Genomic DNA, 24,456 nt, shown 5'->3' with positions numbered 1-24,456 from the left:
TCCTTGAAACGTTCTCTCCCCAAAAATCCCGGTAAAATTCTTATTCGTTCGACCAACTGGATTGGTGATGCGGTTATGACCACTCCTGCGGTACGGACGATACGCGAGAACTTTCCTGACAGCGAAATTTCGATCCTTGTCCTTCCCTGGGTAAGTGATATCTTCCGCTGCAGTCCACGAGTAGATACCATCATTACCTACGACAAAAAAGGTCGTCATCAGGGGCTTGCCGGGAAATGGCATCTAGCGAGGGAACTCAACGCCTACAATTTTGATTGTGCAATCCTGTTGCAAAATGCTTTTGAAGCTGCCCTGATTACAACGCTGGCACGCATTCCCTGCCGTGGAGGCTATACAACCGATGCCCGAGGTCTCCTTCTGTCCCATGGGGTGCGAAAAAGTGCGGCCATACACAAAAAACATCAAGTGCATTATTACCAGGAAATGGTCCAAGGGTTAGGGCTGCATCCCGGTGATGACGCTCTTGAGCTCTTTATCCCACAGTCTGTTCAGCAAGCCACGAGGGAAAAACTCCTTTCCATCACCAACGGCAAAATTGAAACCTCTCCGCTTATCGGGTTTAATCCGGGCGCAGCCTATGGACCGGCAAAAAGGTGGCCTGCTCAGAAATATGCTGATCTGGCAGGTGCTATCTGTAGTAATCACGAGGCCTATATAGCTGTATTTGGTACGGCAGCCGATAACGAAGCAGCGCAGTGTATTAAACAAAGTGTCCCGGATCCTAGCAAAATTCTGGACTACACAGGAAAAACAAACCTGATAGAAGCCATGGCGCTGATAGAGCAATGCAATGCCTTTGTCACAAATGATTCCGGCCTCATGCATGTGGCAGCCGCGCTCAAGGTCCCCCTTGCAGCTATTTTTGGGTCAACCGATCATATTGCCACCGGTCCTTTTTCAAACAACAGTGTAATTATTAGAAAGCCATTGCCTTGCAGCCCCTGTAAACAGACTCACTGTCCGGAAAAACATCTGCGTTGCTTAAGAGAAATTTCACCAGACGAAGTTCTTACAGCTGTCACCGACTTGCTGCATACACAAGCTTACCATCATGACTGAAACATTACGACCGGCTGTCTTCCTCGACAGGGACGGCACCATCAATGAACAGATGGGATACATCAATCATATTTCGAGATTTCAGCTTCTTCCAGGTATTGGAGAGGCCATTCGCCGGTTGAATGAGCTGCATATCCCGGTAATCGTGGTTACCAATCAGTCAGGTCTGGCCAGGGGGTATTTTCCAGCCTCCCTCCTGGATCAGGTACACCAAAAAATGGAAAAACAACTTGCAGATGCAGGTGCCCATGTGGACGGCATCTATATCTGCCCCCACCATCCGGAAGCAAAAGAGGAAAAATATCGCCGTGCCTGTAACTGCCGAAAACCAAAGACCGGTCTTCTTGAACAGGCAGCAACGGAACTGAAAATAGACCTGCCGGCATCTTTTGTTGTGGGTGACAGGTGGTCGGACATACGTTGCGGTAAAGCCGTGGGCGCTACTTCAATACTGGTTCTTACTGGATACGGGCGAGGTGATGCGCAATATATCGGCCCCCACCAACAAATCCAACCAGACTATACAGCGGAAGACCTACAGCAAGCCGTCAGCTGGATACTGCGGCAAATTCAACGATAACTATATTTCATAGCCAAGGAAATCATAATCCAGCAAAAAATGACGTGACTAAAAGGAAAGCCTGCTCAGGCGCGCCAGACTGTCAATGAATTCACCTCCCACTCGCATCCCGGCTATACTTTTCAAGCGAACTTTTCGTTGAATTGCCGCACCAGAAGCGGAACGGTATTTCAAAGTCACTTCCTGGTTAAGGCGCATCCTTCTTGTCTGACCAGGCCTGACAACAAAGCCAATACCTCCAAGAGAAATATCACTCAGCCGCACCCGCAAGTCATTGTGGCTGCCGAGAGTTACCATTGCCTGACCACTCAGGGCTTTTCTCACAAAACCACGATGGTTAAGGATATAGCTCGTAACTTTTCCGCATTTACAGCGAACCGGTTTGCGACGGGTTGAGGATGAAACCGGCACATACCTGATTGATTTACATCGGCTGCAAACAACTCGAATCCGGCCGCCTTTCACATCACAATTCTGTGTCCTTTTTGCCATAGTCTCCTCATTTGAGATAGTCCATCAGGCTAAATCATACCATGGACTGTTTTTTGAATATACTTCCTACTCTCAAATATCTCGGTTCAATTAACCTATTAAAATATAATAAGCTGGAAATATATTAGGCTATAGTATTAAATATTATAATTGTTATTTTTTGTTGTAATCATTGGTACCTCAATCCATGCCAACATCACATTAGTTAGACTGTCTTTCCAGTCAGGTTGCGGAACCTATCAGCTTACAACCTCTGCTGCTGTCTTTATCTACTACTCACTTCCCTGAGGAGGATATCCATGCCACCTGAGAAGGGTGTTCGAGTCTGGCGACCTTTTTTTATCCGTATAATTCTGCCGTCTCTCCTGGCAATCTCTCTTTTTGCTTCAGTCATATTTTTGCTTATTATCCCGTCTTTAGAACGATCAATGATGGCGGGAAAAAGAGAAACGATAAAAGAACTCTCATTTGCCGCCTGGTCGATTGTCAATAAAGCGGCAAAACAGGAGCAAGAGGGCAGTTTAAACCGTGAAGAGGCACAAAAGCAGGCTCTGCAATACATCCAGTTTCTCAGATATGGAGAGGAAATCAAGGATTATTTCTGGGTTATGGACCTGACCCCTAAAATGCTCATGCATCCCTACCGAACCGACCTTATAGGGCAGGAACTGCAGACATTCAGAGATCAAGAGGGACGGCACCTTTTTGCCGAATTTGTTGATATAGCACAAACTAATGGCGATGGCTATATCCGCTATCTATGGGAGGACAAAAATGATTCGAGTCAAACCGTTCCTAAATTATCGTATGTAAAACTCTTTAAACCCTGGGGTTGGATTATCGGCACAGGCATTTACTTGAAGGATGTACGTGAAGAAATTAAAGCCCTTACCAACCGACTTCTTCTCATATCGCTCGCTATAACCGGCATTATAGCAGCACTCCTTTTTTTTATGACCCGGGAGAGCATGAAAATAGAAGCCAAGCGGCAGGAAACAGAACACAGCCTGCGTCTAGCTGGTGAAAAATATAAATCCCTGGTCGATGCATCCACTGAGGGTGTAATGATGATTATCAACCAGGGGATCGTCTACGCTAATAAAATACTGGAAGACATCAGTGGCTATACAGAAAGGGAAATGACAGACATGACCCTTGCTGATTTTATAACTTTGCTGCCTTCCGTGGACCAACCCTTCAGTCAGGTTGATGAAATTCTGGACCTGGAGGTACAGGCTCAATGTGAGGCATTATTCCATCACAAGAACGGGGCAATATTTGATATACTGCTTGCCATATCGCCAATGGAAATAAACGGACAGTCGGGTATCATTCTTATTATCAAGGACATCAGCACCCAAAAACAAGTTGATGGCGAGCTCGGTGCAAGTAAGCAGAAATTTGAACATTTGACAGCCAATGTCAGCATAGGCGTTTTTCGTACCACCTTTGATGATAACGAAGTTTTTGTAGAAGCCAATCCGGCAACCGCGCATATTCTGGGGGTCGAATCAGTTGACGATTTATTTGCACTGCACATAAAAGATCTTTTCGACAGTTCCTCGCAATACCAGCTCTTTAAACAAACTTTACGGGCCAAAGGTTCTGTTAAAAACATGATCCTGGACCATCAACAGCCAGACGGTAACCAGTTAACCCTTTCTTTAACAGCCGTGCTGGTTAAAAATGTCTATGGCAAGCTCACCTACTGTGATGGTTTTGTGGAAGACATCACAAAACGACACAAACGGGAATTGGAAAGGGAGGGCCTAATAAGCGAACTCCAGGCAAGCCTTCTTTTTCAAAACGAACCCATTCACCGGGCCTACTCGGTTGCCGTTCCGACATGCACGTTGACAACGTCCATAGAACTTGCTGCACGTTTTATGACCCATGCTGGATCAAGTGCAATTCTGGTCAAGCCGGATTCCGACACTGATCCTATTGGTATTGTTACCGATAACGATATCCGTGAACGGATGGTTACAGGGAGTATAAGTAGTAATAATCCTGTCTCCACTATTATGAGTGCTCCTCTTATTGGCATATCAGGTGATGCTCTTATTTTTGAAGGTATCGTCAAAATGCTTGAGAAAAATGTGGATCATCTCCTGATTCGTGACCCGCAGGGAGCGTATTTTAAAGTTATTAGCGCTAAAAATCTCTTGAAAAACCAGCAGTATATCCTGACCAAACTTATAAGCGACATCAACAAGGTAGAATCGCCGCTCCAGATTTCTTCTTTGAAAGACCAGCTACCCTTGCTGGTTCAACGGCTTTTTGAAAGCAGTCCTGATGCTCGTAACCTGACCCGTATAATTTCCGCCGTTGCCGAAGCATTTATGAAAAAGTGCCTCACACTGGCAATAGAGGAACTTGGTCCTCCTCCCTGCAAATATGCTTTTATGGCTCTTGGCAGTGTCGGTCGAGAGGAGCAAACTCTGGTTACGGACCAGGATAACGCAATTATCTACGAAAATGTCGATCCAGAACAGGAAAATACCACAGTATCATATTTTCAAAGTATGGGGGAAAAGGTATGCACCTGGCTGGATGAGGCCGGTTATGCTCTCTGCAAGGGAGATGTCATGGCTAAAAACCCAAAATGGTGTCAACCGGTTAATGTTTGGCAAGAATATTTCCAGACCTGGGTATCAGCAATGGAGCCGGCTGATTTACTGGATACAAAAATATTTTTTGATTTCAGATGGGTTCACGGCGATCCGCGGCTTGTAAGCGAATTACGAAGCTTTCTCAATGATCTCACCGCCAAAAAACCACTTTTTTTCTATCATCTGGTGCAAAACTGCCTCCAATCGAAACCCCCATTAAATTTATTCAAAAAGATTGTAGTCGAATCCAGTGGTGAACATCGAGAAATGTTCAGTATCAAAAAGGCGATGACCCCACTGGTTGATTACACACGCATTTACGCACTGCGCCATGGGATAGCTCAAACCAACACCTTTGCCCGGTTTAACCAACTGCAGGCAAAAGGCCATCTCAGCAAAAAAGAATGTCAGGAACTGACCCTTGTGTATAAATATTTGCTTGAGTTGCGGTTTAAACACCAAATTATGAGCCTCAGAGCAGGCGACATTCCTGATAATTACATCAATCCAAAACAGGTGACCGAAATGGAGCAGGTATTGCTCAGGGAAGCACTTGCTCAAGTCGCCGATTTCCAGACAAAAATGAGTTTTGATTTCAAGCAGATTTAATATCGTACATTTATGCATCAAAGAGGCAAAAATATGAAACGGCAGTACATTTTTTTTACATATATAAACCAATAAATATCTGCTCCGGTTGGAAAAAAAAGAATATTTGAAAGAAGAAAGGAAGGCTAAGGATGCACCCAAGATATAATTTTAACATCAATTTAAAAATAATATCATGCCTTTACTGAGTTTTCCCAACACGCTTGTAAAAGGCTGCTTAATTACTTTAGGCCTACTTTTTTGTGTTATCCAGGCTGCAGCGCTTCCTGTTCCCGAGTTAAAAGGACATGTGAATGATACTGCCAATCTTTTATCTTCCGGTACCAAACAATTACTGGAACAACAATTGCGAATGGTTGCGGCCCAAGATTCAACCCAAATAGTGGTGCTCACCATAACCTCGCTTGGCAATGAAAGCCTGGAGCAATACTCTCTCAAAGTCGCAGAGACATGGGCTATCGGCCATCAGCAGTTTGATAACGGGGTGTTGTTGTTAGTTGCAAAAAATGACAGGAAAATCCGTATTGAAACAGGTTACGGGGTTGAAGGTGTACTAACCGACCTTATTGCCGGTAGGATTATCAGTAAAATCATCGTCCCGGAGTTTAGAAAAAAACTATTTGATCAAGGAATAATCAATGGGGTTGCAGCAATTATTGCTTCTGTCAAGGGAGAGTTTGATGCTGCTTCTTTAGCGAATTCGTCACAAAAAACTGATCCTGCCGGATGGATCATTGCCGCTTTGTTCGGCTTCTTTTTTATAGGCCTTTTTTTCCGCAAAAAACAAAAGATCGCGGCTGCGGCAGGTGGGTTCTATGGTTTGGGGCTTGGTCTTGCTGCTCCTTTTATCCAATCCATTGCCATGCTCCTTTTGGTGGCAGTGCTCGGGATGTTAGGTAGCGCCATTGTCAGTTACGTGGTTAAGCGAAGAGGTCACACTCGCCGTAGTGGAACCCGAATGATCTTTCCTGGAAATATTGGTGATAATAATAGCAACAACAACCGTGGAATGAAAAGTGATGGGCTCAGTGGAGGTGGCGGAGGATTCGGTGGTGGTGGTGCTTCAGGTGATTGGTAAATGACACAGGCAGAGGGTTTTCTCAGTCCAATACAGTTTGTATGATAGCAATGAACTACAATATCTCATCATTCAACAAGACCGTAAGCCACAGGCACCCTACGGAGTCTCCTGCAGGTCGCTTGCCTGCGAGAAACACGCCTGCGCAGAGGTAAAAAATACTAAAAAATCAATTGCTTAAACCGAAAAAGTGGTGTCAATGATGATGGCAGCTCATCTGGTCCGGAGCCATGCATCAGGCAGCTTTAAACCCCTTAAAAAAAACTGAACCGGACATTCCAGCCGCACTTCAGGACTGTTCCTAAGACCGGTGATTTAATTTCCCCCGGGAGAAAACTGTAGTCCTGCGGTTCCGCTCCGGTATAATTATCGACACTCCATTGCTCCCCTAAACTTACTTTCAAAAAAAGCTTTGGCTTAGCTATAAAACCAGTCCTTACCTTTTCAGGACAAGCTACGAAGCGTAGTGAACGATTTTTGTCAGAAAAAACAACTGTTTTAGTGGCATTGTCAAAGAACAGATGCAGTTCATAAAGCCTATCCATACCGATCCTGTTCATCAACTCGCACCATTGAGGATTTGCGTAGTGCCAGGTCACGATAAATTTTTTCTTTTTTTCCTGCACCAGGACCGGTCCTTTACCATGATTAACGGCAAGGAGTTTTTCTTGCAGCATTTTCAGCGCCACAGGTTCTCCATGTCCACGAAAAAACCAGATTTTGCGCATGATCATTGACAGAAACGGTATCAGTGAACCAAATACAAGTACCCCCCATATACCAAAGGCAAGCAAATGGGTTTGCTGTTCCAGGCCGGTTCCGATGACGACCAGGGGTGTCAAGGTTACAGCGTATCCCAGCAACAGCAATAGAAAGGAAATGATGGTGAGAAAATAACGTTTTATCATAAAAAGTAAAACATCATAGTACCTGCACAGAGTCTGTATGCAGTCGCAGCTTGCCGGTCTGTGAATCCATGGTCGCCTCCATCCCCATGGGGAGTGCAAAATTAGCCGCTTGATGACCGACTGGGAAATTCGCCCACACAGGAAAATCAAAACGCTGGGTTAGTTCCAGCGCACGTTGCCATACCTGTTCCTGCAAACGCAGAGTTTCCAGACGATCAGAATTGCCAGGATCAAAAGTGCCTAAAATAAGTCCTGCCAAACGGTCCAAACGGCCACTGAAGGCAAGCTGGGTTAACATCCGATCCAGTCGGTATAAGGATTCACTCGTATCTTCAAGCACAAGAAGAGCATTCTCCCAGGAAGAGTCCCAAGGAGTACCTATTAGGTGCACTAAGGTGGTCAGATTACCACCCATAATTCTTCCTCTCCGATTGCCACCGCGTAAAATCTCCATACCTTTACCGGCAATCAAATCTTCTGCTTCGCCGGTCAACAGGGAGAATAGTTGGTGAACACTTTGTTGATCATGCAAGGTGAGGGAAGTAACAACTGGTCCATGCACGGCCACAAGATTTGCGTGGCTAATCATTCCACTGATAAGAGCACTGACATCACTGAAACCTATCAGCATTTTAGGATTGCGCTGCAGTCGATCAAGCTCAATATGCTCCATCATCCTGACCGAGCCGAACCCGCCGCGTATTGCCATAACCGCCTGTACACGAGTATCCTCCCATAGGGCGTGAAAATTCTGCGCGCGGGCCGCATCACCATCAGCAAGGTAATTGTCATTGTTCTGGAAGGCTCCCTGTAGTTTAATCTGAAAACCGAGCTCTTTGATAAGATTGATTCCCCCCTCAAATGCTCTGATGTCCCTGACTGGTCCGGCAGGACAAAACAAACCAATGGTGTCACCTTTTCTGAGTCTGGGAGGCAGGACAGGTTTCATACTATTTGGTGTTAATGGCATACAGATGTTTTAATCCTAAAAGGGTCAACTGCTTATCAGCAATGTCCAGAGAATTGGCATAAGGCAGTATAACATCGGCCATCCCGCCGGTGGCAATGGTTTGCACTTTTTCCTGTTCAGGAGCAATTTCTTTCCCCAGAATGGCGGTCATACGATCTATCAAACCGCCAAACCCATATAACATACCGGAATGTATTGCTTTTACAGTAGTCGTCCCAATGGGATTTTCCGGAGTAACATCAATATCCAGCCGTGGTAATTTTGCAGTCCTTGAGGCCAGGGCATCCAGAGAAATACCTATTCCAGGATGAATGGTGCCGCCAAGATATTCATGTTGAGCATTGATGCAGTCAAAAGTGATGGCTGTCCCAAAATCAACCACTATAAAAGCCGAATGAAAACGATCCCAGGCTGCCACCGCATTGACAATCCGGTCTGCACCAACTTCAGCCGGATTTTCAATTTTAATTGTTAAACCGGCCAAATCCAAAAGATGATTAACAGCAAGAGGCGGATGCTTGAGTTCAACCAGGTAACTCATGGCAAAATTGAGCCAGCTTGTTTCCAAAGTCGGCACGACGGAAGATACAATAAAGCCGGTAATCTGCCGAGGATCGATATTCGCCATCTGAAAGAGGGCATTGTAACGGATAGCAAGTTCATCGGCTGTTCTATCCTGATTGGACTGCAGTCGCCAATTGGCTATAAATTTGTCGTTGTGCACCACCCCACTGACAGTGTGGGAGTTGCCGACATCAACAGTAAAAAGCATTTTCTCTCCAGCTGTTTACTTTACCCTTGGGCAATATTTGTTTTTTTTGACCGAGGTTGTTAATATACCTCTGGCAAAACGACATTGTGGACTCTCTTCCCCGTATCTTGAAAACTCTGTACCAGTTATTTGACGAGGTGTAAATAGTGTCAACATATATTCAAGCACAGACAACGGTTGCCAACGAAACAGACGCACTTGTAATCGCCGGACAAGTGGTTAAAAAAAAGCTTGCCGGTTGTGTCCAGATAAGCAAGTGCATGTCTGTCTACAGTTGGCAGGGCGAAATACATCAGGAGGAAGAATATCTCTGTACCATGAAATCGCACAGCAGCCTTTTTAACCGCCTAAAAGAGACTCTTAAACAGATCCATCCCTATGACGAACCTGAAATTATTGCAACTCCAATCATACTCGGCTCCGCAACCTACTTAGATTGGCTTGCTGGTGAGTTGCAGAATGTGGATGCGGCATAAATATATTGAGCATTTTTTCATATAAAAGAACAGAGTAATTTAATGAGTAACAGCGCTCCATCAAACAAACGCAGACGGCGTCGTAAGGAATTTAAGTGTCATTGCTGCAAACAGGAAAAGCCATTTTGCTGGAATTGCACCTGTGGCTTCCAGATCTGCCCCGAATGCTTTGCCGAAAACAAGTGGGGTATGAGCAATGGGCCCACCTGGATTTGCCCGGACTGTGAACGGGTGCACATGATGGAATAATCCTTCTCGATATCCCAGCTGTCAAAAAAAGCACCTTCTATAACTACGAGATTGAAATCTTAAGATCACCGGATAAAAGTCTGCCTATGTCAAATCATCTGTACGACGAATCAAAAATTAAAACCCTCAGTTCCCTTGAACATATAAGAAAAAGACCGGGTATGTATATCGGGCGACTGGGTGACGGCAGTCATCCGGATGATGGCATTTATATCCTTCTTAAAGAGGTGGTGGATAATGCCGTGGATGAATTCATTATGGGATACGGCAAAACAGTCGACATATCCATTGAACAATCAGGGCTCTGCCGTATACGTGACTATGGTCGAGGCATTCCTCTTGGTAAGGTGGTCGAGTGTGTTTCCGTTATCAATACAGGTGCCAAATACAATACCGATGTCTTTCAGTTCTCTGTCGGCTTAAACGGGGTCGGGACAAAAGCTGTAAACGCGCTTTCAAACTTTTTTTCGGTATGTGCCTTTCGTGATGGAAAATATAAAAAAGCGATTTTTGATCATGGCAACCTTCAAGAAGAAGAGGAAGGGGAGACAAAGGAAAAAAACGGCACCCTGATCGAATTTTTGCCTGATCCTGATCTGTTTCCGGAATACACCTTTGACCATGAATATGTTGACCAACGACTATGGCGCTACGCCTATCTTAATGCAGGACTGAAACTGTACTTTAACGACACTGAATATTTTTCTAAAAAAGGTCTACAGGATCTATTGGAAAAAGAAGTCAACAGCAAAAGGATATACGAACCGGGCTACTTCAGCGGCAATGCCCTTGAGTTTTCCTTTACCCACACCGATGATTATGGGGAACTCTACTTTTCGTTTGTCAACGGAACCTACACAAGTGAAGGTGGAACCCATTTGTCTGCCTTTCGCGAAGGATTTTTAAAAGGAGTCAATGAGTTCAGTGACAAAAAATTCACCGGTCAGGATGTTCGCGACGGTCTTGTCGCTGTGTTGGCAGTCAAGGTGCAAGAACCGGTTTTTGAATCTCAAACAAAAAACAAACTCGGCAACACCGACATCCGTTCCGATATTGTCAACGCCACCAGGGATGCAGTTGCCAATTTCCTGTATATGCATCCCGAGTCTGCGGAGTTGGTGCTCGACAAAATACAGCGAAACGAAAGGGTGCGCAAGGAGTTGCAGTCCGTAAGAAAAGAGGCAAAGGCAAAGGCCAAAAAAGTTGCTCTCAAAATCCCCCAGTTAAAAGACTGCAAATATCACCCTTCAAGGGGCAAGCCGTCAAAAGACGGCAGGGAAAACATGCTTTTTATCACCGAGGGTCAGTCAGCAGCAGGATCCATTGTCAGTTCTCGAGACCCCATGACCCAGGCTGTTTTTTCCATCAAAGGTAAGCCGATGAATGTCTATGGACAACGACTGGACGTACTGTATAAAAACGATGAGATGTATTCTCTCATGCGAGCACTGGACGTTGAAGAATCCATATCCAACCTTCGGTTTGACAAAGTAATATTTGCAACCGATGCTGATGTTGACGGCCTCCATATCCGTAACCTGCTCCTTACTTTTTTCCTGCATTATTTTGAACCGCTGATCAAGCTCGGTCATCTGTATATTTTGGAAACACCCATCTTCAGGGTACGTAATAAACAAAAAACTCATTACTGCTATACCAATAAAGAGATGGACGAGGCTATCAGCTTGCTTAAGGGTAAAGGCAAGGGGGACAGAAGTATTGAGGTGACACGATTTAAAGGCTTAGGAGAAATCTCGCCGGCGGAATTTAAACAGTTTATCGGCGATGATATGCGCATAAAACAAATTAGAATGGATTCGCTCAGCGAAGTGGGCAGAGTACTCAAATTTTACATGGGTAAGAACACTCCTGAACGCCGTCAGTATATTATGGATCATCTCACTCTGGAGCCGGTATGACCGAATCCTTTGAATTAAAGCCCGGTAAGCTGCAAAAACTTTTTGATTCCAATTTTTTGGAATACACGTCTTACGTTATCCGAGAAAGAGCCATTCCTGATATCGACGACGGCCTTAAACCGGTGCAACGAAGACTGTTGCAAACACTGCACAATATGGATGATGGCCGCTACCATAAGGTAGCCAATGTGGTCGGAGAAACCATGAAGCTCCACCCACATGGGGATCAATCTATTTTTGCAGCCCTGGTTAACCTGGCCAATAAAGATTTCCTTATCGATAGGCAGGGAAATTTCGGTAATATTTTCACCGGCGACCAGGCCTCTGCTCCCAGGTATATCGAATGTCGGCTTTCTCCGCTTGCCAGAGAAACCCTGTTTAACAAGGATCTCACTCAATTCATTGATTCATACGATGGGCGGATGGAGGAACCGGTCAGTCTTCCGGTGAAAATACCCTTGCTCCTTTTGCTCGGTGCTGAAGGCATTGCAGTGGGCATGGCCACTAAAATTATGCCTCACAATTTTAACGAACTGCTCAAGGCACAGATAGATTATCTAGAGGGCAGGGACTTTACCCTTTACCCTGATTTTCCCAGAGGCGGTATCATTGATGTCAGCGATTATGACCATGGCAACGGCAAGTTACGTTGCCGGGCACGGATAGAACAACCTGACAGTAAAACTATTCACATTACGGAACTGCCTTATAACGTCACTACCCTTTCGCTTATCGAGTCCATTGAGAGAGCCGCCAAAAGCGAAAAGCTAAAAATTTCTTCGGTCAACGACTATACTGCGGAAAAAGTTGAGGTAGAAATAAAACTACCTCGTAACATTCACGCAGAGGAGACAATAGATGCACTCTATGCCTTTACCGACTGCGAAATAAGCGTATCACCCAACCTTATCGCCATTGAAGACAACATGCCTAGAGTGGTGAAAGTTGAGGACGCCTTGCGCAGAAATACGGATAAGCTGGTTACCAACCTGCAAAAGGAACTGGAAATTGAGCTTGAGCGATTACTTGTAAAATGGCACGCACGCAAGCTGGAGCAGATTTTTATTGAGGAACGGATCTACAAGCAAATCGAAGAGCAAACCAATTATAAGGCTGTTATCAGTGTGGTCCGCAAAGGACTCCTCCCCTTTGCGGAGGAACTGCAGCGTAAAGTCACCACCGAAGATATCGAGCGCCTGCTGGAAATAAAAATCCGCCGCATTTCCAGGTACGATATCAACCGACAGGAAAAAGAGCTTAAAGAGATCGAAAAGAACATCAAACTCATTAAAAATGATCTCAAAGATATTGTGGCCTTTACCATCAACTATATTCAAAAACTGCTTGATAAGTACGGCCCCGAATATCCGCGAAAAAGTCAGTTAGGTATTCTGGGTGAGGTTGATGCCAGAGCAGCTGCCCTTTCCAACCTTAATTTAGTTTATCAAAAGGAAAGTGGTTTTCTCGGCTGTAAACTGAAAGTTGAAAATCCACGTAAGGACATTGAGCTGAGTTGTTCTGAATACGATCGAATCTTGCTTATATTCAAAAACGGGATGTATAAGGTTGTCAGCGTGCAGGAAAAACTTTTTATCGGTAGTGATCTTGTCTGGATGGGTTTGGTCGTACCGGAGCAGACCTTTAATCTTATTTATCGTAACGGACTGGAAAACCTTACCTATATAAAAAGGTTCACCACGCCCAAGTTTATTCTCAATCGTGAGTATCACCTTTTTGAGGACCATAAACGTTCTGCCATCCTTTTTTTGATGACTGGGGAAAAAGAGATCCGTGCCAGGGTCAGCCTGGTTCCTTCCTCCAGAGCCAAGTACAACAGCCTGGAACTGGATTTTGACGACTACCTGATAAAGGGCGCAAACGCCAAAGGCAAGCGCGTTTCCAATCGGGTTGTACGGCGGGTGAGCAATCTCACCGGCACTCCCCGTAAACAACCACTCACCGCACCGGGACTACCCGGATTTGACAAATAACACCCTCACGACACTCCACAATTGTGAATTTGTGGTGTGTCGCCCTTTTCGACACACCTCTCTCCCTCCTTGCCAGTTAGCAGATAATGAGCATTGTTTACCCGAACAGTTTTAGATTGAGTCTAAGGCAAATTATTTGCCATGCGCCACATAAGTACTTTTAATCCGATTAAAATCTATACGAAAAGGTAATAGGGAGGGAACACATTGACCATGCAAAACGACGCACAACAACAGGCGAAAGCAATGTTTGCAGGGGGCTGCTTCTGGTGCATGGAAGCCCCTTTTGAAAAGATGAATGGCGTGTATGAAGCCGTTGCTGGATATGCTGGTGGCACAACCGTCAAACCAACCTATGAGAACTACCACAGAAACGGTCATATAGAGGTAGTGGAAGTCGTGTATAACCCTGACAAGATAACCTACGAGCAATTACTTGGCATTTTCTGGCAACAGATTGACCCCACAGACGAAGGTGGACAATTTGTAGATCGCGGTCACGGGTACTCTACCGCCATATTTTATTACGACGAAGCACAACGGGTGGCAGCAGAAAAATCAAAAAAGCAACTTGAAGCACAAAACGTCTTCAACAAACCAATAGTAACACCCATCCTTCCGGCTCCGGCTTTTTACCCAGCAGAGGATTACCATCAGGATTACTACCTCAAAAGCCCAACCAGGTACAAAATGTATCGCGTTGGCTCCGGCCGGGAAAATTTCCTTAAAAAAACTTGGGGGTAAAGGATAAGGGGTATCTTAAAAAACACAATTTGGGTTACAACGAATGCAACTAAATTTTAACTTAGAGGATATAAGCCAGATATCCGTAGGGGCTTTTGCATTAGCCGTGCCTATATCCTTTTCAGAAGAGGCCTGGAAATTAGGGGAATCGCTTCCTACGTTCAATTTGCTTTTCATTTTTACTTTATCAATGATATTTCTCTCTTTTTTTTCCTACCAAAGCGTCTTTCAAGGAGATATAAAAAACCGGATACCAGTATTCGTTTTTCGGATAGTAGCAGCTTATTTGATCACGGCGTGCATCGTTGCCCTTGTACTGTTCTCAATCGATAAGTTCCCCTTGAGAATAGAGCCACTAATCGCAATAAAAAGAATGATTGTAATATCAATGCCGGCAGCAATGGGAGCGATTGTTGTCGATGGTTTCGACAAAGAGTGAAATGTCAACAAATAACGTTTCGATAATCAGGAAGAGAGGAAAAAGGGTATCTCCAAGTAGATTGGCTTGTTGTTGTAAGATAGGAAGAGAAAATAATTCACTCGCTATGTTGGCATCTCCGAATAAATGTATGCGCTATGAGCTAGGGTAGGGCTGGTAGCACATACGATTTACAAATTAACTATATATCATAGGTACCACCTAAAAAGATAATAACAGCTATTGTAACCAATGCAATGAGTAAGGTACTGATACCCGACCAGAGCCAAAATTTTTTGCTGATTCTTCCAAGAAAAACACCGAGAAGAAAAATACATACAAGAGCAACTACAATAGAACAAATAAAAGGTGGAAGAGGTAAAAGATAGCCATGCTCAGCTAAAAAAATTGGTATAATGATTACAAGGGAGAACAATAAAGGAGATAACCCGTTAACCAGCGCTACAAATATTGGAATAAATAATTTTGCCTCTCCATAGTAACTTTCCTTGAGCTCGCTTACCAAAGCCTGTTCAATCTCTTGCAATTCTTTTTCTCTTTCTGCTTTCTCGCTCAAGTAAGCACTACACGAACCACTAACAAATAATGCTATTGAGGCTCCTACGCAGGCGCTAATAGCTGTTGTTAGTTCTTGCATTCCACTTATATGAAACCCTGTAACCATGCCCAACATCGTCAAAGCTCCATCAAAGCCGTTTGTGACGAAATATCTTCGGGCAATGGCTTTCGCTCTGCTGATGTGCAACAATATATATTTTTTATTCTCTATCATATTATCGGGTCCGGACAATCTTACACGTCAGCTGAAGGAAACTTTATAGTTGGTTTCTAAATGATGGGTGAGTTATTCTTCTTGTATATCCCCAACGATCTCAACCTCGTCAATACTGTGAACCGATGCTCCCATTTTTTCAATTGAGTTTTTGATTTCTGTAAAGTTGATATTTGATCCTTCTATGATAATTATCGTACTTTCAGTTTTTTTATCAACTTCAGTAACAGTTAATTTCACTCGAAAATCTGTATCGATTTCAGCCAAAGTGGATGCAAAATCAAGAGCATTTGGTTGGTGAGGTTTAAGGACGTCAAGTACAAGTCTTATTGTTTTTGCCATTGCATTCTCCTCAAATATTTCTAGTCATAACTATTCACAAGCACCCCACGGAGTCTCTCGTTGGCCGCTTACCTTTCGGACGGTCACGATCTCCTGCATAGAGGGCTACCGGAGTCTTCGCTTCCTGCGAAAATCGTGGCTGTCCAAATAAGAAGCGACCAACGAGAGACTCCGTGAAGCACCTGTAAGTAGGTAAAGCTTTAAACATACTAAATCAAAGAGTTATCAACCCGTGAAGTACCCTTATTCGGTATTATCCGATAACACTATTTGAATGTCAAAGGTGTAAGGAAAAGTATTGTCACTTCCAAGGTCATCATCAACCTACGACCGTGCGTATTATGGATATATCCGAAATAAGGCCTTATCATTTTTGTCTCAGTTATAAATGTCAAGTCCTTAAACAGAATGATTGAGTTCAGGTGTTGACAGCCTATTATTGATGATTAGATACTAGATAATAATTCATTCTTAACCGTAGGCAGCTATGGAAATCGAAAAACAGGAAATAGAAAAGCGAATGGCCCATTTCGAGACGATCTGTCGGAAGAGAGGGATCAAGATGACACAACAGCGTGTTTTGATATATCGAGAAGTTGCCTGCTCCGGTGATCATCCAGATGCCGAGAAGATATTTCAGCGAGTCAGAGAACGTTTGCCAACGGTGTCATTAGATACTGTCTACCGGACACTTTGGTTGTTGAACGATCTTGGACTGATCAAAACACTTGGGTTGGGCCGCGAGCGTTCCCGTTTTGAAGCCAATCTCAGCGGCCATCACCATTTTGTCTGTGATCAGTGTGGTATTATTCGTGACTTTTACAGTACTGAACTTGATAATTTTACACTGCCTGATGCAGTCGTTGACTCACAGGGGAAGATAAAAACAACTCATTTTGAGGTGCATGGCGTCTGCCCAAATTGCGTTGCGGAAAAAACACCCCAAAACTCTTCATACCAATAGGAGGTATTTTGATGAGCGAAGAAAAGAAATGCCCGGTAATGCACGGTGGTGCAACAGAAAGCAGCATGTCGAACATGGACTGGTGGCCCAAATCTCTAAACCTCGATATTCTCCATCAACATGATGTAAAGACCAATCCGATGGGGACTGGATTTGACTATCGTGAAGAGGTCAAAAAACTCGATGTAGCCGCTCTCAAAAAAGACCTGCATGCCCTGATGACCGACAGTCAGTCATGGTGGCCTGCTGATTGGGGACATTATGGTGGTCTTATGATTCGCATGACGTGGCATGCGGCTGGTTCCTACCGTATCGCTGATGGTCGTGGTGGAGCCGGTACCGGCAACCAGCGCTTTGCGCCACTTAATTCATGGCCTGATAATGTGAATCTGGATAAAGCACGCCGTTTGCTCTGGCCAATCAAGAAAAAATACGGCAATAAACTCAGCTGGGCGGACTTGATTGCTTATGCAGGTACGATTGCCTATGAATCCATGGGACTGAAGACTTTTGGTTTCGCATTTGGACGTGAAGATATCTGGCATCCGGAAAAGGACACTTACTGGGGGGCGGAAAAGGAGTGGCTTGCCCCTAGTGGCAGCGAAGGCAGTCGTTATTCTGGTGAACGTGATTTGGAAAATCCTCTGGCCGCAGTGATGATGGGATTGATTTATGTTAATCCAGAAGGTGTAGACGGTAACCCGGATCCACTGAAGACAGCTCATGATGTGCGTGTAACCTTTGCACGTATGGCGATGAACGACGAGGAAACCGTTGCACTCACAGCCGGTGGACATACTGTGGGTAAATGTCACGGTAACGGCGATGCCTCTTTACTTGGTCCGGAACCTGAAGCAGCCGGTCTTGAAGAGCAGGGCCTGGGCTGGAACAACAAGACAAAACGCGGCATCGGTCGTGACACTGTATCGAGCGGACTCGAAGGGGCATGGACCACGAATCCAACCACATGGGACAATGGCTATTTTAAATTACTACTCAACTATGAGTGGGAGTTAAAGAAAAGTCCTGCCGGCGCCTGGCAGTGGGAGCCTGTCAACATCAAGGAAGAGGATAAGCCTGTTGATGTTGAGGATATGACCACTCGCTATAACCCGATGATGACCGATGCAGACATGGCCATGAAGATGGATCCTGAGTATCGCAAAATAGCTGAACGTTTCTACAAAGATCCTGAATATTTTTCTAAAGTCTTCGCACGCGCATGGTTCAAACTGACCCACCGCGACTTGGGGCCAAAAGCACGGTACATCGGGCCCGATGTGCCGCAGGAAGAACTTATCTGGCAAGACCCGGTTCCGGCTGGAAGCAGCGATTACGACGTACAGGCTGTAAAAGAAAAAATTGCTGCCAGTGGTTTGACCATCAGCGAAATGATCTCTACTGCATGGGATAGCGCTCGAACTTTCCGCGGTTCAGATTATCGTGGTGGTGCCAACGGAGCACGTATTCGCCTGGCCCCGCAGAAAGACTGGGAAGGCAACGAACCCGAGCGTCTAGCCAAGGTGCTTGGCGTACTTGAACCGATTGCAGTTGAAAGTGGTGCAAGTGTTGCGGATGTAATTGTTCTGGCAGGTAACGTCGGGGTCGAGCAAGCTGCCAAGAAAGCCGGCTTTGATATTAGTGTACCCTTCTCGCCCGGACGCGGAGATGCAACCGATGAAATGACCGACGTCGCATCCTTCGAAGTTCTGGAGCCACTCCATGACGGATATCGTAATTATCTGCAGGGAAACTATGTGGTGAGTGGAGAGGAGCTAATGCTTGACCGCACGCAACTGATGCGGCTTACTGCTCCGGAGATGACGGTACTGGTTGGTGGCATGCGCGTGCTTGGTTCCAATTATGGTGGAACAAAGCACGGCGTATTCACAGATCGTGAAGGTACCCTGACGAACGATTTTTTCGTTAACCTGACTGACATGAGTTATACATGGAAGCCGGTCGGTGATAACCTCTATGAAATCTGTGATCGTGAGACTGATACAGTTAAGTGGACGGCAACGAGAGTGGATCTTGTATTTGGTTCTAACTCTATTCTCAGAGCTTATGCTGAAATCTATGCACAAGATGACAACAAGGAAAAGTTTGTTCAGGACTTTGTCGCAGCATGGGCCAAAGTTATGAACGCTGATCGTTTCGATCTTGCATAGATGAAGGTAAACAATAAAGCATAATAGCAGCGGAACGAATAGGGATTAGTTCCTAAAGCCTATATTTATTTTGAGCGCAACATTTCTGCTACCTCGAAATGTTGCGCTTTTCTTATGGCTTAGAATAGACATCTACGGCAGCATCACTTTTCAACAAAATAACGTGGCTTTATCCTGCCTACATAATGCAGTATATTAAGTCTATACCTTCTCCAGTATTTCACGACTGCGCTTGACCGCACAAAGATCGCCGCACATGGTGCACACATCTTTATCAATAGGCTGGGAAGAGGCACGATAGGCACGTGCCTTTTCAGGATCAATGGCAAGATCAAACATCTTTTCCCAGTCCAGTTCTTTTCGGGCATGACTCATTTTGTTATCCCAGTCAATTGCATTGGGGATGCCTTTAGCTACGTCTGCGGCATGGGCAGCAATACGAGTGGCAATAATGCCTTCCTTCATGTCGTCCTGATCGGGCAGGCGCAGGTGCTCTGCTGGAGTAACATAACACAAAAAGTCTGCACCATAGGTTGCAGCCAGCGCTCCGCCAATGGCAGAAGTGATGTGATCGTAACCGGGGGCGATATCGGTGACAATGGGCCCAAGGACATAAAAAGGCGCTCCATGGCAGAGTTTTTTTTCGATCTGCATATTAGAAACCACCTCGTTGAGCGGTACATGGCCAGGACCTTCGATCATTACCTGCACATCGGCCTCCCATGATCGTTTGGTCAGCTCACCCAAGACAATCAATTCCTGTATCTGAGCAGCATCGGTAGCATCATTTAAGCTTCCGGGGCGCAGGCCGTCTCCAAGGCTGAGGGTCACATCGTACTTTCTGCACATTTCAAGCAAACGATCATAGTGTTCAAAAAATGGATTTTCCGCATCATTAACATCCATCCAATGCAACAATAACGAGCCGCCGCGACTGACTACGTGGGTGAGACGTGGGTTGTTTTTCAACCGCTCTACAGCAGTGCGATTCAGCCCGGCATGAATAGTTAAAAAATCCACCCCGTCTTCTGCATGCATTTTAACGACATCAAAAAAATCATCTACAGTAATGGCACCAACATTTTTTCCATAACGGGCTACAGCATCATATACCGGTACAGTCCCAATCATAGCTGGGCAAACTTCTATAGTTCGTTTACGAAACGTCTGGGTATCGCCAAAGGTACTTAAATCCATAATAGCGTCTGCTTTGAGTTCCACCGAGCGATGAACTTTCGTCAGCTCTGCTTCAACATCGCAGCAATCTTCAGACACACCTAGATTGACGTTAATTTTCGTCCGCAGCCCACTGCCGATACCACAACCAATAAGGTTGGTGTGGTTCACATTGGCAGGTATAACGATATGACCGTTGGCCATTTTGGTCAAAAGATCGCTTTCTGTAATCGCTTCGCTAGCCAATACGTCCTGCATCTGCTTGGTGACAATACCCTGCCTGGCTGCATCCATCTGGGTTGTGTATGTGGTCATTTTTTTCACTCCGAAAGGTATATGTTTCTCGTTTTTGATAAATACATCAGGCCGAAAAGGCATTGTTTAAGTTTTTCACAGTCTGGGTAATATTGTCTGCACCGACAATCTCTGTTACCAAACAGATTGACTGAGCACCGCGTTTTACTACCTCATCAATATTGTGTTGTTTAATGCCGCCGATGGCGACAAAGGGAATGGCGACATTTTCCACTACATATTCCAAATAGTCGAACCCGGTAGGTGCGCAGACATTTTCCTTGGTCTGAGTGGCATAAATCGGGCCGACCCCGATATAATCTGCCCCCACCTCTTGAGCCTTGTGCATTTGTTCAGGGGAATGGGTCGACAATCCGATAATTTTGTCAGGTCCGAGCAGACGACGAACCGCATCCACTGGTAAATCTTCTTGGCCCACATGGACGCCATCGGCATCTACCAGGAGGGCAATGTCGACAAAATCGTTGATGATAAAGGTCACCTCATGCTCCCGGGTCATTTCTCTGATCGTCTGGCATTCTGATAAAATGTCACAATAATCTTTCAGGTGTCTTTTCTCTCGGTACTGTATAACTTTAATGCCGCCCTTGATCATCTCCTCAACAACCTGAATATTGGAACGGCCACAGGAAAACTTTTCTGCTGTAATGCCGTAAATTCCTGAGGGAAGAAGTAAGTTTCTATTTGTCATTGCCTTTTCCAAGAAGAAAGAAGGACCGCTGTCATGCCGGCAGCCACTGTAATAACTTTGTGGGCATACAGAGTTGCGTGACAGCAGTCAGTGATAAAATCGCCAACAACATGTGTGTTGCCAATTTTTTTGACCTGGATGGTTGCAATATCGCTCCCGGCAATACCGCTTGCAGAAACAACCAACCGTTTGCTTTGCCCGAAATGTTCAAGCACCAATTTTTTGTCAGTTTTTTTGTCCAGCCCTTCGACAATGGTGTCGCAGTGAATAAAAAGCTGATCAATATTGGAAGGTGTAATGCGTTCAGTGCTTATTTCAATTTCGATGTCAGGATTGATGCGCATCAGGTTGTAACGCAGCATATCGACCTTCATTTTTCCAACCTGATCAGCAAAATAAAATTGCCTATCCAGATTGGACGATTCAACCCGATCAAAATCAATAATTTTCAATGCAGTTATGCCGCTACGAACGAGGTTCACCGCAACATTGGACCCAATCCCGCCAGCACCAGCTATCCCGATCTTCATAGACTTGCGTCCCAGTCTTTGTAAACAGGCTGGTAACCATGGGCAGCAATAGCATCTGCGACCTGGCACACACTCCGCGTGTCTGTAATTTCAAACTGTGGGGTATCGGTCTCTTCGTTTTGCGTATAACCACCAACGCTGGTACATACCCCGGCTGAAAGGCGAGTGGCGCCAAGCTGGATTAAATTATCACGCATAAGCTGATTTTCCCGAGTGGAAACAGTAATGCCAGCGCGTGGTTGAAAAAGCCGTAATGCGAGCAAAAACTGGACAAAGGTCTTGTCGTTAACAGGATACTTAGGAGTAAAATCACACTCAGCTTCGTTAAAGCGGGGGAGGGATACGGAAATTTCAGTATCAAGATAGTTTTCATCCAAGTAAGCTGCGTGCAAGCCGGTAAAGAAAAACTCACTCCGCTTTTCTCCTAGACCCAGCAAGGCACCGATATTGACAGATCTGAAACCAGCTTTTGCTCCCCGTTCAGGCCCATCGAGCCTGAAATGGTAGTCTCTTTTCTTTCCTGCCAAATGGACCTCAGCATAAATCGCTTGGTCATAGGTTTCCTGAAAAATAGTAAGCCCATCCACCCCTGCCTGCTTCAACTGCCTGTATTCATCAACATCCATTGGAAAAATTTCTATTGAAACCGATGCAAAATATTTTTTAAGGCAGGTAACGGCTTCAACCAAATAATCCATGGGGGTCGCATGTTTTGATTCACCGGTAAGCAGCAGTAAATGCTGCAATCCTGTTGCAGCAATAGACTGGGCCTCTTTCTCGATTTCTTGAATAGACAGTTTGCGACGGACAATATGATTAGTTTTATTAAAACCGCAATAAATGCATTGGTTAGAGCAAAAGTTAGATATGTAAAGCGGGGTAAACAACTGAATAGTTTTACCAAAGTACTGTACTGTCAGACGTTGCGCCTTGTGAGCTATCAGCTCTAAATGTTCAGCCGCTTTGGGGCTGAGCAGGGCAAGAAAATCCATGGGTTGGATTGAATCTTTGGCAACGATACGCTCTATCTCTTCATCCGTGACCTGGGCAAAAAAATCTGGAAAAGGAAATTCTTTATACTGCTCAACTATTTGAGAGAAGGACATGGTTCACTCCTGTGAAAGGGAAATGAGTACATTGTAAAAATAGCCTCATCAATTTAGGAACCCTGTCAATGGCGAGGATGCCCGAGCTGTTGTGCTCGTACCCGAGGCCTCTGCCAGGTAAGCAGCTCGGCCAGCACGAACTGCCAAATCAAAAGCGTTTCCCATTGTCTTCGGATCGTTTGCAGTAGCAATAGCAGTATTTACAAGCACCGCATCTGCACCCATCTCCATTGCTGCCGCGGCCTGAGAAGGCATCCCTATCCCCGCATCAACAACTACCGGGACGGTGCAGTTTTCAATCAGCATCGCGATTAGCGGTTTTGTTTCCAGGCCACGGTTTGTACCAATCGGTGCACCAAGCGGCATGACTGCAGCAGCACCTGCGGACTCAAGCCGTTTGGCAAGGGGCAAGTCGGGAAGGACATAAGGCAGTACAACAAATCCTTCCTTAGCCAGCAACTCCGTAGCTTTGAGCGTCTCGTAATTATCCGGCATCAGGTATTTGGAGTCGGTGATCACCTCAATTTTGACAAATTCACCACAGCCGGCCTCCCTTGCTATTCGGGCTACCCGTACTGCCTCTTCTGCGGTTCTCGCACCCGAGGTATTTGGAAGAAGAATGACGTTATCAGGAATGAAATCAAGGATGTTTTCTGTTTTTGAACCGAAATCTATCCGCCTCAAGGCTACGGTGATCATCTGGGAACCACTGGCCTCAAGCATCTCAGGGATCTGCGCGTTTGTCGAAAATTTTCCGGTTCCGGTAAAGAGACGATTTGTAAAGGTTTTATTGCCGATTTTTAGCCCTTGTTCCACCATGGTTCACCCTCCACCGACAAAATTTAGCAGTTCCAGTCCATCACCTTCCTGAAGCTTTGTTGCTGGCCACTGTTCCTGTCGAATTATTTGATCATTGTGTTCAACAACCAACGAATTAGAATCGAGTCCTAGCTCTTTCACCAGTTCATCAATAGTGCTCGCATTACTGGTTTCAATTTTTCCATTGATAGAAAACTGCATAATTTCACCCCTTAAAACGAAAAAAGCCACTTACCCCAATTAGGGTAAGTGGCTTGAAAAAATAAAAAAATTATAAAATAATTTTGTAAATTCGTTATAAGCCGCTTCCCTTCGCCGGTATTACCCGGATCAGGTTGTAAGGGTTGGATAAATTCCTCTCAGCAGAGACAGCACCCCTAGCGATGGCTTCCTGTATAAAGGAGCCTTTTGGTTTTGTCAACAAGATAATAACATTACAAGAAGAGATACTTTTTCACTATAAAAGAATAAAATTAAAAACATTATTTCAGCGCTTTAGCAAGAACAGTTAATGTTGCAAGACAAAAGTAAATAATTGAAAAGCATAATCAGAATGGTAAGGGAATGCATTGTTCTAGGACTGCATGAAAGGAGAGATATAGCTACATCAAAAACTACATACATCTTATAATCCAGAAAAGAAACGATGCA

The 24,456-nt window shown here is 45.0% G+C and carries 23 protein-coding genes and 1 riboswitch; of the genes, 11 read left to right on the top strand and 12 right to left on the bottom strand.

The annotated features are described in order from the left end of the window. Positions 1-3: 3 nt before the first annotated feature. Both waaF and gmhB read left to right on the top strand, forming a co-directional pair. Complete coding sequence (gene waaF / locus JWH17_RS04305; protein ID WP_232370890.1) at positions 4-1,080, top strand: lipopolysaccharide heptosyltransferase II; 1,077 nt, start codon at positions 4-6, stop codon at positions 1,078-1,080. Beyond that, positions 1,073-1,660, top strand: coding sequence for a D-glycero-beta-D-manno-heptose 1,7-bisphosphate 7-phosphatase (gmhB, locus tag JWH17_RS04300; RefSeq protein WP_205221337.1), 588 nt, complete (start codon positions 1,073-1,075; stop codon positions 1,658-1,660). Before waaF ends, gmhB begins: the two co-directional genes overlap by 8 nt. A 48-nt stretch (positions 1,661-1,708) precedes the next feature. Here the strand turns inward: gmhB and JWH17_RS04295 are convergent, their stop codons facing one another. After that, positions 1,709-2,152, bottom strand: a complete 444-nt coding sequence (locus JWH17_RS04295; RefSeq protein ID WP_205221336.1) for a PilZ domain-containing protein — start codon at positions 2,150-2,152, stop codon at positions 1,709-1,711. Positions 2,153-2,451: 299 nt separating this feature from the next. Between JWH17_RS04295 and JWH17_RS04290 the strand changes: the two genes are divergently transcribed. Together JWH17_RS04290 and JWH17_RS04285 are read left to right on the top strand one after the other, a co-directional pair. Further along, positions 2,452-5,373: a DUF294 nucleotidyltransferase-like domain-containing protein gene (locus tag JWH17_RS04290; RefSeq protein ID WP_205221335.1), complete on the top strand. Its 2,922-nt coding sequence runs from the start codon at positions 2,452-2,454 to the stop codon at positions 5,371-5,373. 175 nt (positions 5,374-5,548) lie between these two features. Beyond that, positions 5,549-6,451, top strand: a complete 903-nt coding sequence (locus tag JWH17_RS04285) for a TPM domain-containing protein (RefSeq protein ID WP_205221334.1) — start codon at positions 5,549-5,551, stop codon at positions 6,449-6,451. A 254-nt stretch (positions 6,452-6,705) separates the two neighbouring features. On the opposite strand, the gene JWH17_RS04280 is transcribed toward JWH17_RS04285, so the two are convergent. The 3 genes from JWH17_RS04280 to JWH17_RS04270 are packed head-to-tail and all read right to left on the bottom strand — an operon-like array spanning position 6,706 to position 9,101. Then, on the bottom strand, positions 6,706-7,359 hold the full coding sequence (locus JWH17_RS04280; RefSeq protein ID WP_205221333.1) for a hypothetical protein: 654 nt from the start codon (positions 7,357-7,359) through the stop codon (positions 6,706-6,708). Positions 7,360-7,372: 13 nt separating this feature from the next. Then, positions 7,373-8,308, bottom strand: a complete 936-nt coding sequence (locus tag JWH17_RS04275) for a S66 peptidase family protein (RefSeq protein WP_205221332.1) — start codon at positions 8,306-8,308, stop codon at positions 7,373-7,375. Position 8,309: 1 nt separating this feature from the next. Beyond that, positions 8,310-9,101 carry a type III pantothenate kinase gene (locus tag JWH17_RS04270; RefSeq protein ID WP_205221331.1) on the bottom strand — a complete coding sequence of 264 codons (792 nt, stop codon included), beginning with the start codon at positions 9,099-9,101 and terminating at the stop codon, positions 8,310-8,312. A gap of 146 nt (positions 9,102-9,247) precedes the next feature. Here JWH17_RS04270 and cutA point away from each other — a divergent pair, with 146 nt between their 5' ends. The 5 genes from cutA to JWH17_RS04245 all read left to right on the top strand — a co-directional run bounded on the left by cutA (position 9,248) and on the right by JWH17_RS04245 (position 14,919). After that, entirely contained in the window at positions 9,248-9,577 is a 330-nt protein-coding gene (gene cutA, locus JWH17_RS04265) for a divalent-cation tolerance protein CutA (protein WP_205221330.1), read from the top strand. A 335-nt stretch (positions 9,578-9,912) separates the two neighbouring features. Further along, entirely contained in the window at positions 9,913-11,745 is a 1,833-nt protein-coding gene (locus JWH17_RS04260) for a DNA topoisomerase IV subunit B (RefSeq protein WP_205221329.1), read from the top strand. Further along, positions 11,742-13,736 carry a DNA topoisomerase IV subunit A gene (locus tag JWH17_RS04255; RefSeq protein WP_205221328.1) on the top strand — a complete coding sequence of 665 codons (1,995 nt, stop codon included), beginning with the start codon at positions 11,742-11,744 and terminating at the stop codon, positions 13,734-13,736. The genes JWH17_RS04260 and JWH17_RS04255 overlap by 4 nt, the downstream gene beginning before the upstream one ends. Before the next feature lie 213 nt (positions 13,737-13,949). Next, positions 13,950-14,480, top strand: coding sequence for a peptide-methionine (S)-S-oxide reductase MsrA (gene msrA, locus JWH17_RS04250; RefSeq protein WP_205221327.1), 531 nt, complete (start codon positions 13,950-13,952; stop codon positions 14,478-14,480). Between the two features lie 43 nt (positions 14,481-14,523). Then, on the top strand, positions 14,524-14,919 hold the full coding sequence (locus JWH17_RS04245; protein WP_205221326.1) for a DUF2391 family protein: 396 nt from the start codon (positions 14,524-14,526) through the stop codon (positions 14,917-14,919). Positions 14,920-15,100: 181 nt separating this feature from the next. On the opposite strand, the gene JWH17_RS04240 is transcribed toward JWH17_RS04245, so the two are convergent. After that, the gene (locus JWH17_RS04240) at positions 15,101-15,691 is read right to left on the bottom strand and encodes a VIT1/CCC1 transporter family protein (RefSeq protein ID WP_205221325.1); all 591 of its coding nucleotides are present in this window, start codon (positions 15,689-15,691) and stop codon (positions 15,101-15,103) included. 72 nt (positions 15,692-15,763) lie between these two features. Then, positions 15,764-16,033 (bottom strand): DUF211 domain-containing protein, encoded by a 270-nt coding sequence (locus JWH17_RS04235; RefSeq protein ID WP_205221324.1) that lies wholly within the window; start codon positions 16,031-16,033, stop codon positions 15,764-15,766. A 487-nt stretch (positions 16,034-16,520) separates the two neighbouring features. Between JWH17_RS04235 and JWH17_RS04230 the strand changes: the two genes are divergently transcribed. After that, a complete protein-coding gene (locus JWH17_RS04230) occupies positions 16,521-16,997 on the top strand; it encodes a Fur family transcriptional regulator (protein WP_205221323.1) in 477 nt (158 codons plus the stop codon). 11 nt (positions 16,998-17,008) lie between these two features. Next, complete coding sequence (gene katG / locus JWH17_RS04225) at positions 17,009-19,168, top strand: catalase/peroxidase HPI (RefSeq protein WP_205221412.1); 2,160 nt, start codon at positions 17,009-17,011, stop codon at positions 19,166-19,168. A gap of 201 nt (positions 19,169-19,369) precedes the next feature. On the opposite strand, the gene thiC is transcribed toward katG, so the two are convergent. Genes thiC through thiS form a run of 6 tightly spaced genes read right to left on the bottom strand, consistent with a single transcriptional unit; the run spans position 19,370 to position 24,006 of the window. Then, on the bottom strand, positions 19,370-20,659 hold the full coding sequence (thiC, locus tag JWH17_RS04220) for a phosphomethylpyrimidine synthase ThiC (protein WP_232370888.1): 1,290 nt from the start codon (positions 20,657-20,659) through the stop codon (positions 19,370-19,372). Positions 20,660-20,705: 46 nt separating this feature from the next. Next, positions 20,706-21,350: a thiamine phosphate synthase gene (gene thiE, locus JWH17_RS04215; RefSeq protein WP_205221322.1), complete on the bottom strand. Its 645-nt coding sequence runs from the start codon at positions 21,348-21,350 to the stop codon at positions 20,706-20,708. Then, positions 21,347-21,880 carry a sulfur carrier protein ThiS adenylyltransferase ThiF gene (gene thiF, locus JWH17_RS04210; RefSeq protein ID WP_205221321.1) on the bottom strand — a complete coding sequence of 178 codons (534 nt, stop codon included), beginning with the start codon at positions 21,878-21,880 and terminating at the stop codon, positions 21,347-21,349. Before thiF ends, thiE begins: the two co-directional genes overlap by 4 nt. Beyond that, positions 21,877-22,986: a 2-iminoacetate synthase ThiH gene (thiH, locus tag JWH17_RS04205; RefSeq protein ID WP_205221320.1), complete on the bottom strand. Its 1,110-nt coding sequence runs from the start codon at positions 22,984-22,986 to the stop codon at positions 21,877-21,879. The genes thiF and thiH overlap by 4 nt, the downstream gene beginning before the upstream one ends. 48 nt (positions 22,987-23,034) lie before the next feature. Next, on the bottom strand, positions 23,035-23,805 hold the full coding sequence (locus JWH17_RS04200) for a thiazole synthase (protein WP_205221319.1): 771 nt from the start codon (positions 23,803-23,805) through the stop codon (positions 23,035-23,037). 3 nt (positions 23,806-23,808) lie between these two features. Then, on the bottom strand, positions 23,809-24,006 hold the full coding sequence (gene thiS, locus JWH17_RS04195; RefSeq protein WP_205221318.1) for a sulfur carrier protein ThiS: 198 nt from the start codon (positions 24,004-24,006) through the stop codon (positions 23,809-23,811). 89 nt (positions 24,007-24,095) lie between these two features. Then, positions 24,096-24,194, bottom strand: a riboswitch (TPP riboswitch). Positions 24,195-24,456: the final 262 nt, after the last annotated feature.

It is taken from the genome of Desulfogranum marinum, from assembly GCF_016918565.1.
Lineage (GTDB): Bacteria > Desulfobacterota > Desulfobulbia > Desulfobulbales > Desulfobulbaceae > Desulfogranum > Desulfogranum marinum.
Note: the sequence above shows the minus strand (reverse complement) of the source record. Positions and strands in the feature narration are given on the sequence as shown.

What these genes read in the sequence shown, in the direction of transcription:
- thiS (WP_205221318.1), bottom strand. Translation starts at nt 24,006, where the DNA reads ATGCAGTTTTCTATCAATGGAAAAATTGAAACCAGTAATGCGAGCACT.
- thiE (WP_205221322.1), bottom strand. Translation starts at nt 21,350, where the DNA reads ATGACAAATAGAAACTTACTTCTTCCCTCAGGAATTTACGGCATTACA.
- JWH17_RS04295 (WP_205221336.1), bottom strand. Translation starts at nt 2,152, where the DNA reads ATGGCAAAAAGGACACAGAATTGTGATGTGAAAGGCGGCCGGATTCGA.
- JWH17_RS04245 (WP_205221326.1), top strand. Translation starts at nt 14,524, where the DNA reads ATGCAACTAAATTTTAACTTAGAGGATATAAGCCAGATATCCGTAGGG.
- JWH17_RS04235 (WP_205221324.1), bottom strand. Translation starts at nt 16,033, where the DNA reads ATGGCAAAAACAATAAGACTTGTACTTGACGTCCTTAAACCTCACCAA.
- thiC (WP_232370888.1), bottom strand. Translation starts at nt 20,659, where the DNA reads ATGACCACATACACAACCCAGATGGATGCAGCCAGGCAGGGTATTGTC.
- msrA (WP_205221327.1), top strand. Translation starts at nt 13,950, where the DNA reads ATGCAAAACGACGCACAACAACAGGCGAAAGCAATGTTTGCAGGGGGC.
- JWH17_RS04270 (WP_205221331.1), bottom strand. Translation starts at nt 9,101, where the DNA reads ATGCTTTTTACTGTTGATGTCGGCAACTCCCACACTGTCAGTGGGGTG.
- JWH17_RS04275 (WP_205221332.1), bottom strand. Translation starts at nt 8,308, where the DNA reads ATGAAACCTGTCCTGCCTCCCAGACTCAGAAAAGGTGACACCATTGGT.
- JWH17_RS04240 (WP_205221325.1), bottom strand. Translation starts at nt 15,691, where the DNA reads ATGATAGAGAATAAAAAATATATATTGTTGCACATCAGCAGAGCGAAA.
- JWH17_RS04290 (WP_205221335.1), top strand. Translation starts at nt 2,452, where the DNA reads ATGCCACCTGAGAAGGGTGTTCGAGTCTGGCGACCTTTTTTTATCCGT.
- katG (WP_205221412.1), top strand. Translation starts at nt 17,009, where the DNA reads ATGAGCGAAGAAAAGAAATGCCCGGTAATGCACGGTGGTGCAACAGAA.
- gmhB (WP_205221337.1), top strand. Translation starts at nt 1,073, where the DNA reads ATGACTGAAACATTACGACCGGCTGTCTTCCTCGACAGGGACGGCACC.
- thiH (WP_205221320.1), bottom strand. Translation starts at nt 22,986, where the DNA reads ATGTCCTTCTCTCAAATAGTTGAGCAGTATAAAGAATTTCCTTTTCCA.
- JWH17_RS04230 (WP_205221323.1), top strand. Translation starts at nt 16,521, where the DNA reads ATGGAAATCGAAAAACAGGAAATAGAAAAGCGAATGGCCCATTTCGAG.
- JWH17_RS04255 (WP_205221328.1), top strand. Translation starts at nt 11,742, where the DNA reads ATGACCGAATCCTTTGAATTAAAGCCCGGTAAGCTGCAAAAACTTTTT.
- JWH17_RS04260 (WP_205221329.1), top strand. Translation starts at nt 9,913, where the DNA reads ATGTCAAATCATCTGTACGACGAATCAAAAATTAAAACCCTCAGTTCC.
- JWH17_RS04285 (WP_205221334.1), top strand. Translation starts at nt 5,549, where the DNA reads ATGCCTTTACTGAGTTTTCCCAACACGCTTGTAAAAGGCTGCTTAATT.
- JWH17_RS04200 (WP_205221319.1), bottom strand. Translation starts at nt 23,805, where the DNA reads ATGGTGGAACAAGGGCTAAAAATCGGCAATAAAACCTTTACAAATCGT.
- thiF (WP_205221321.1), bottom strand. Translation starts at nt 21,880, where the DNA reads ATGAAGATCGGGATAGCTGGTGCTGGCGGGATTGGGTCCAATGTTGCG.
- JWH17_RS04280 (WP_205221333.1), bottom strand. Translation starts at nt 7,359, where the DNA reads ATGATAAAACGTTATTTTCTCACCATCATTTCCTTTCTATTGCTGTTG.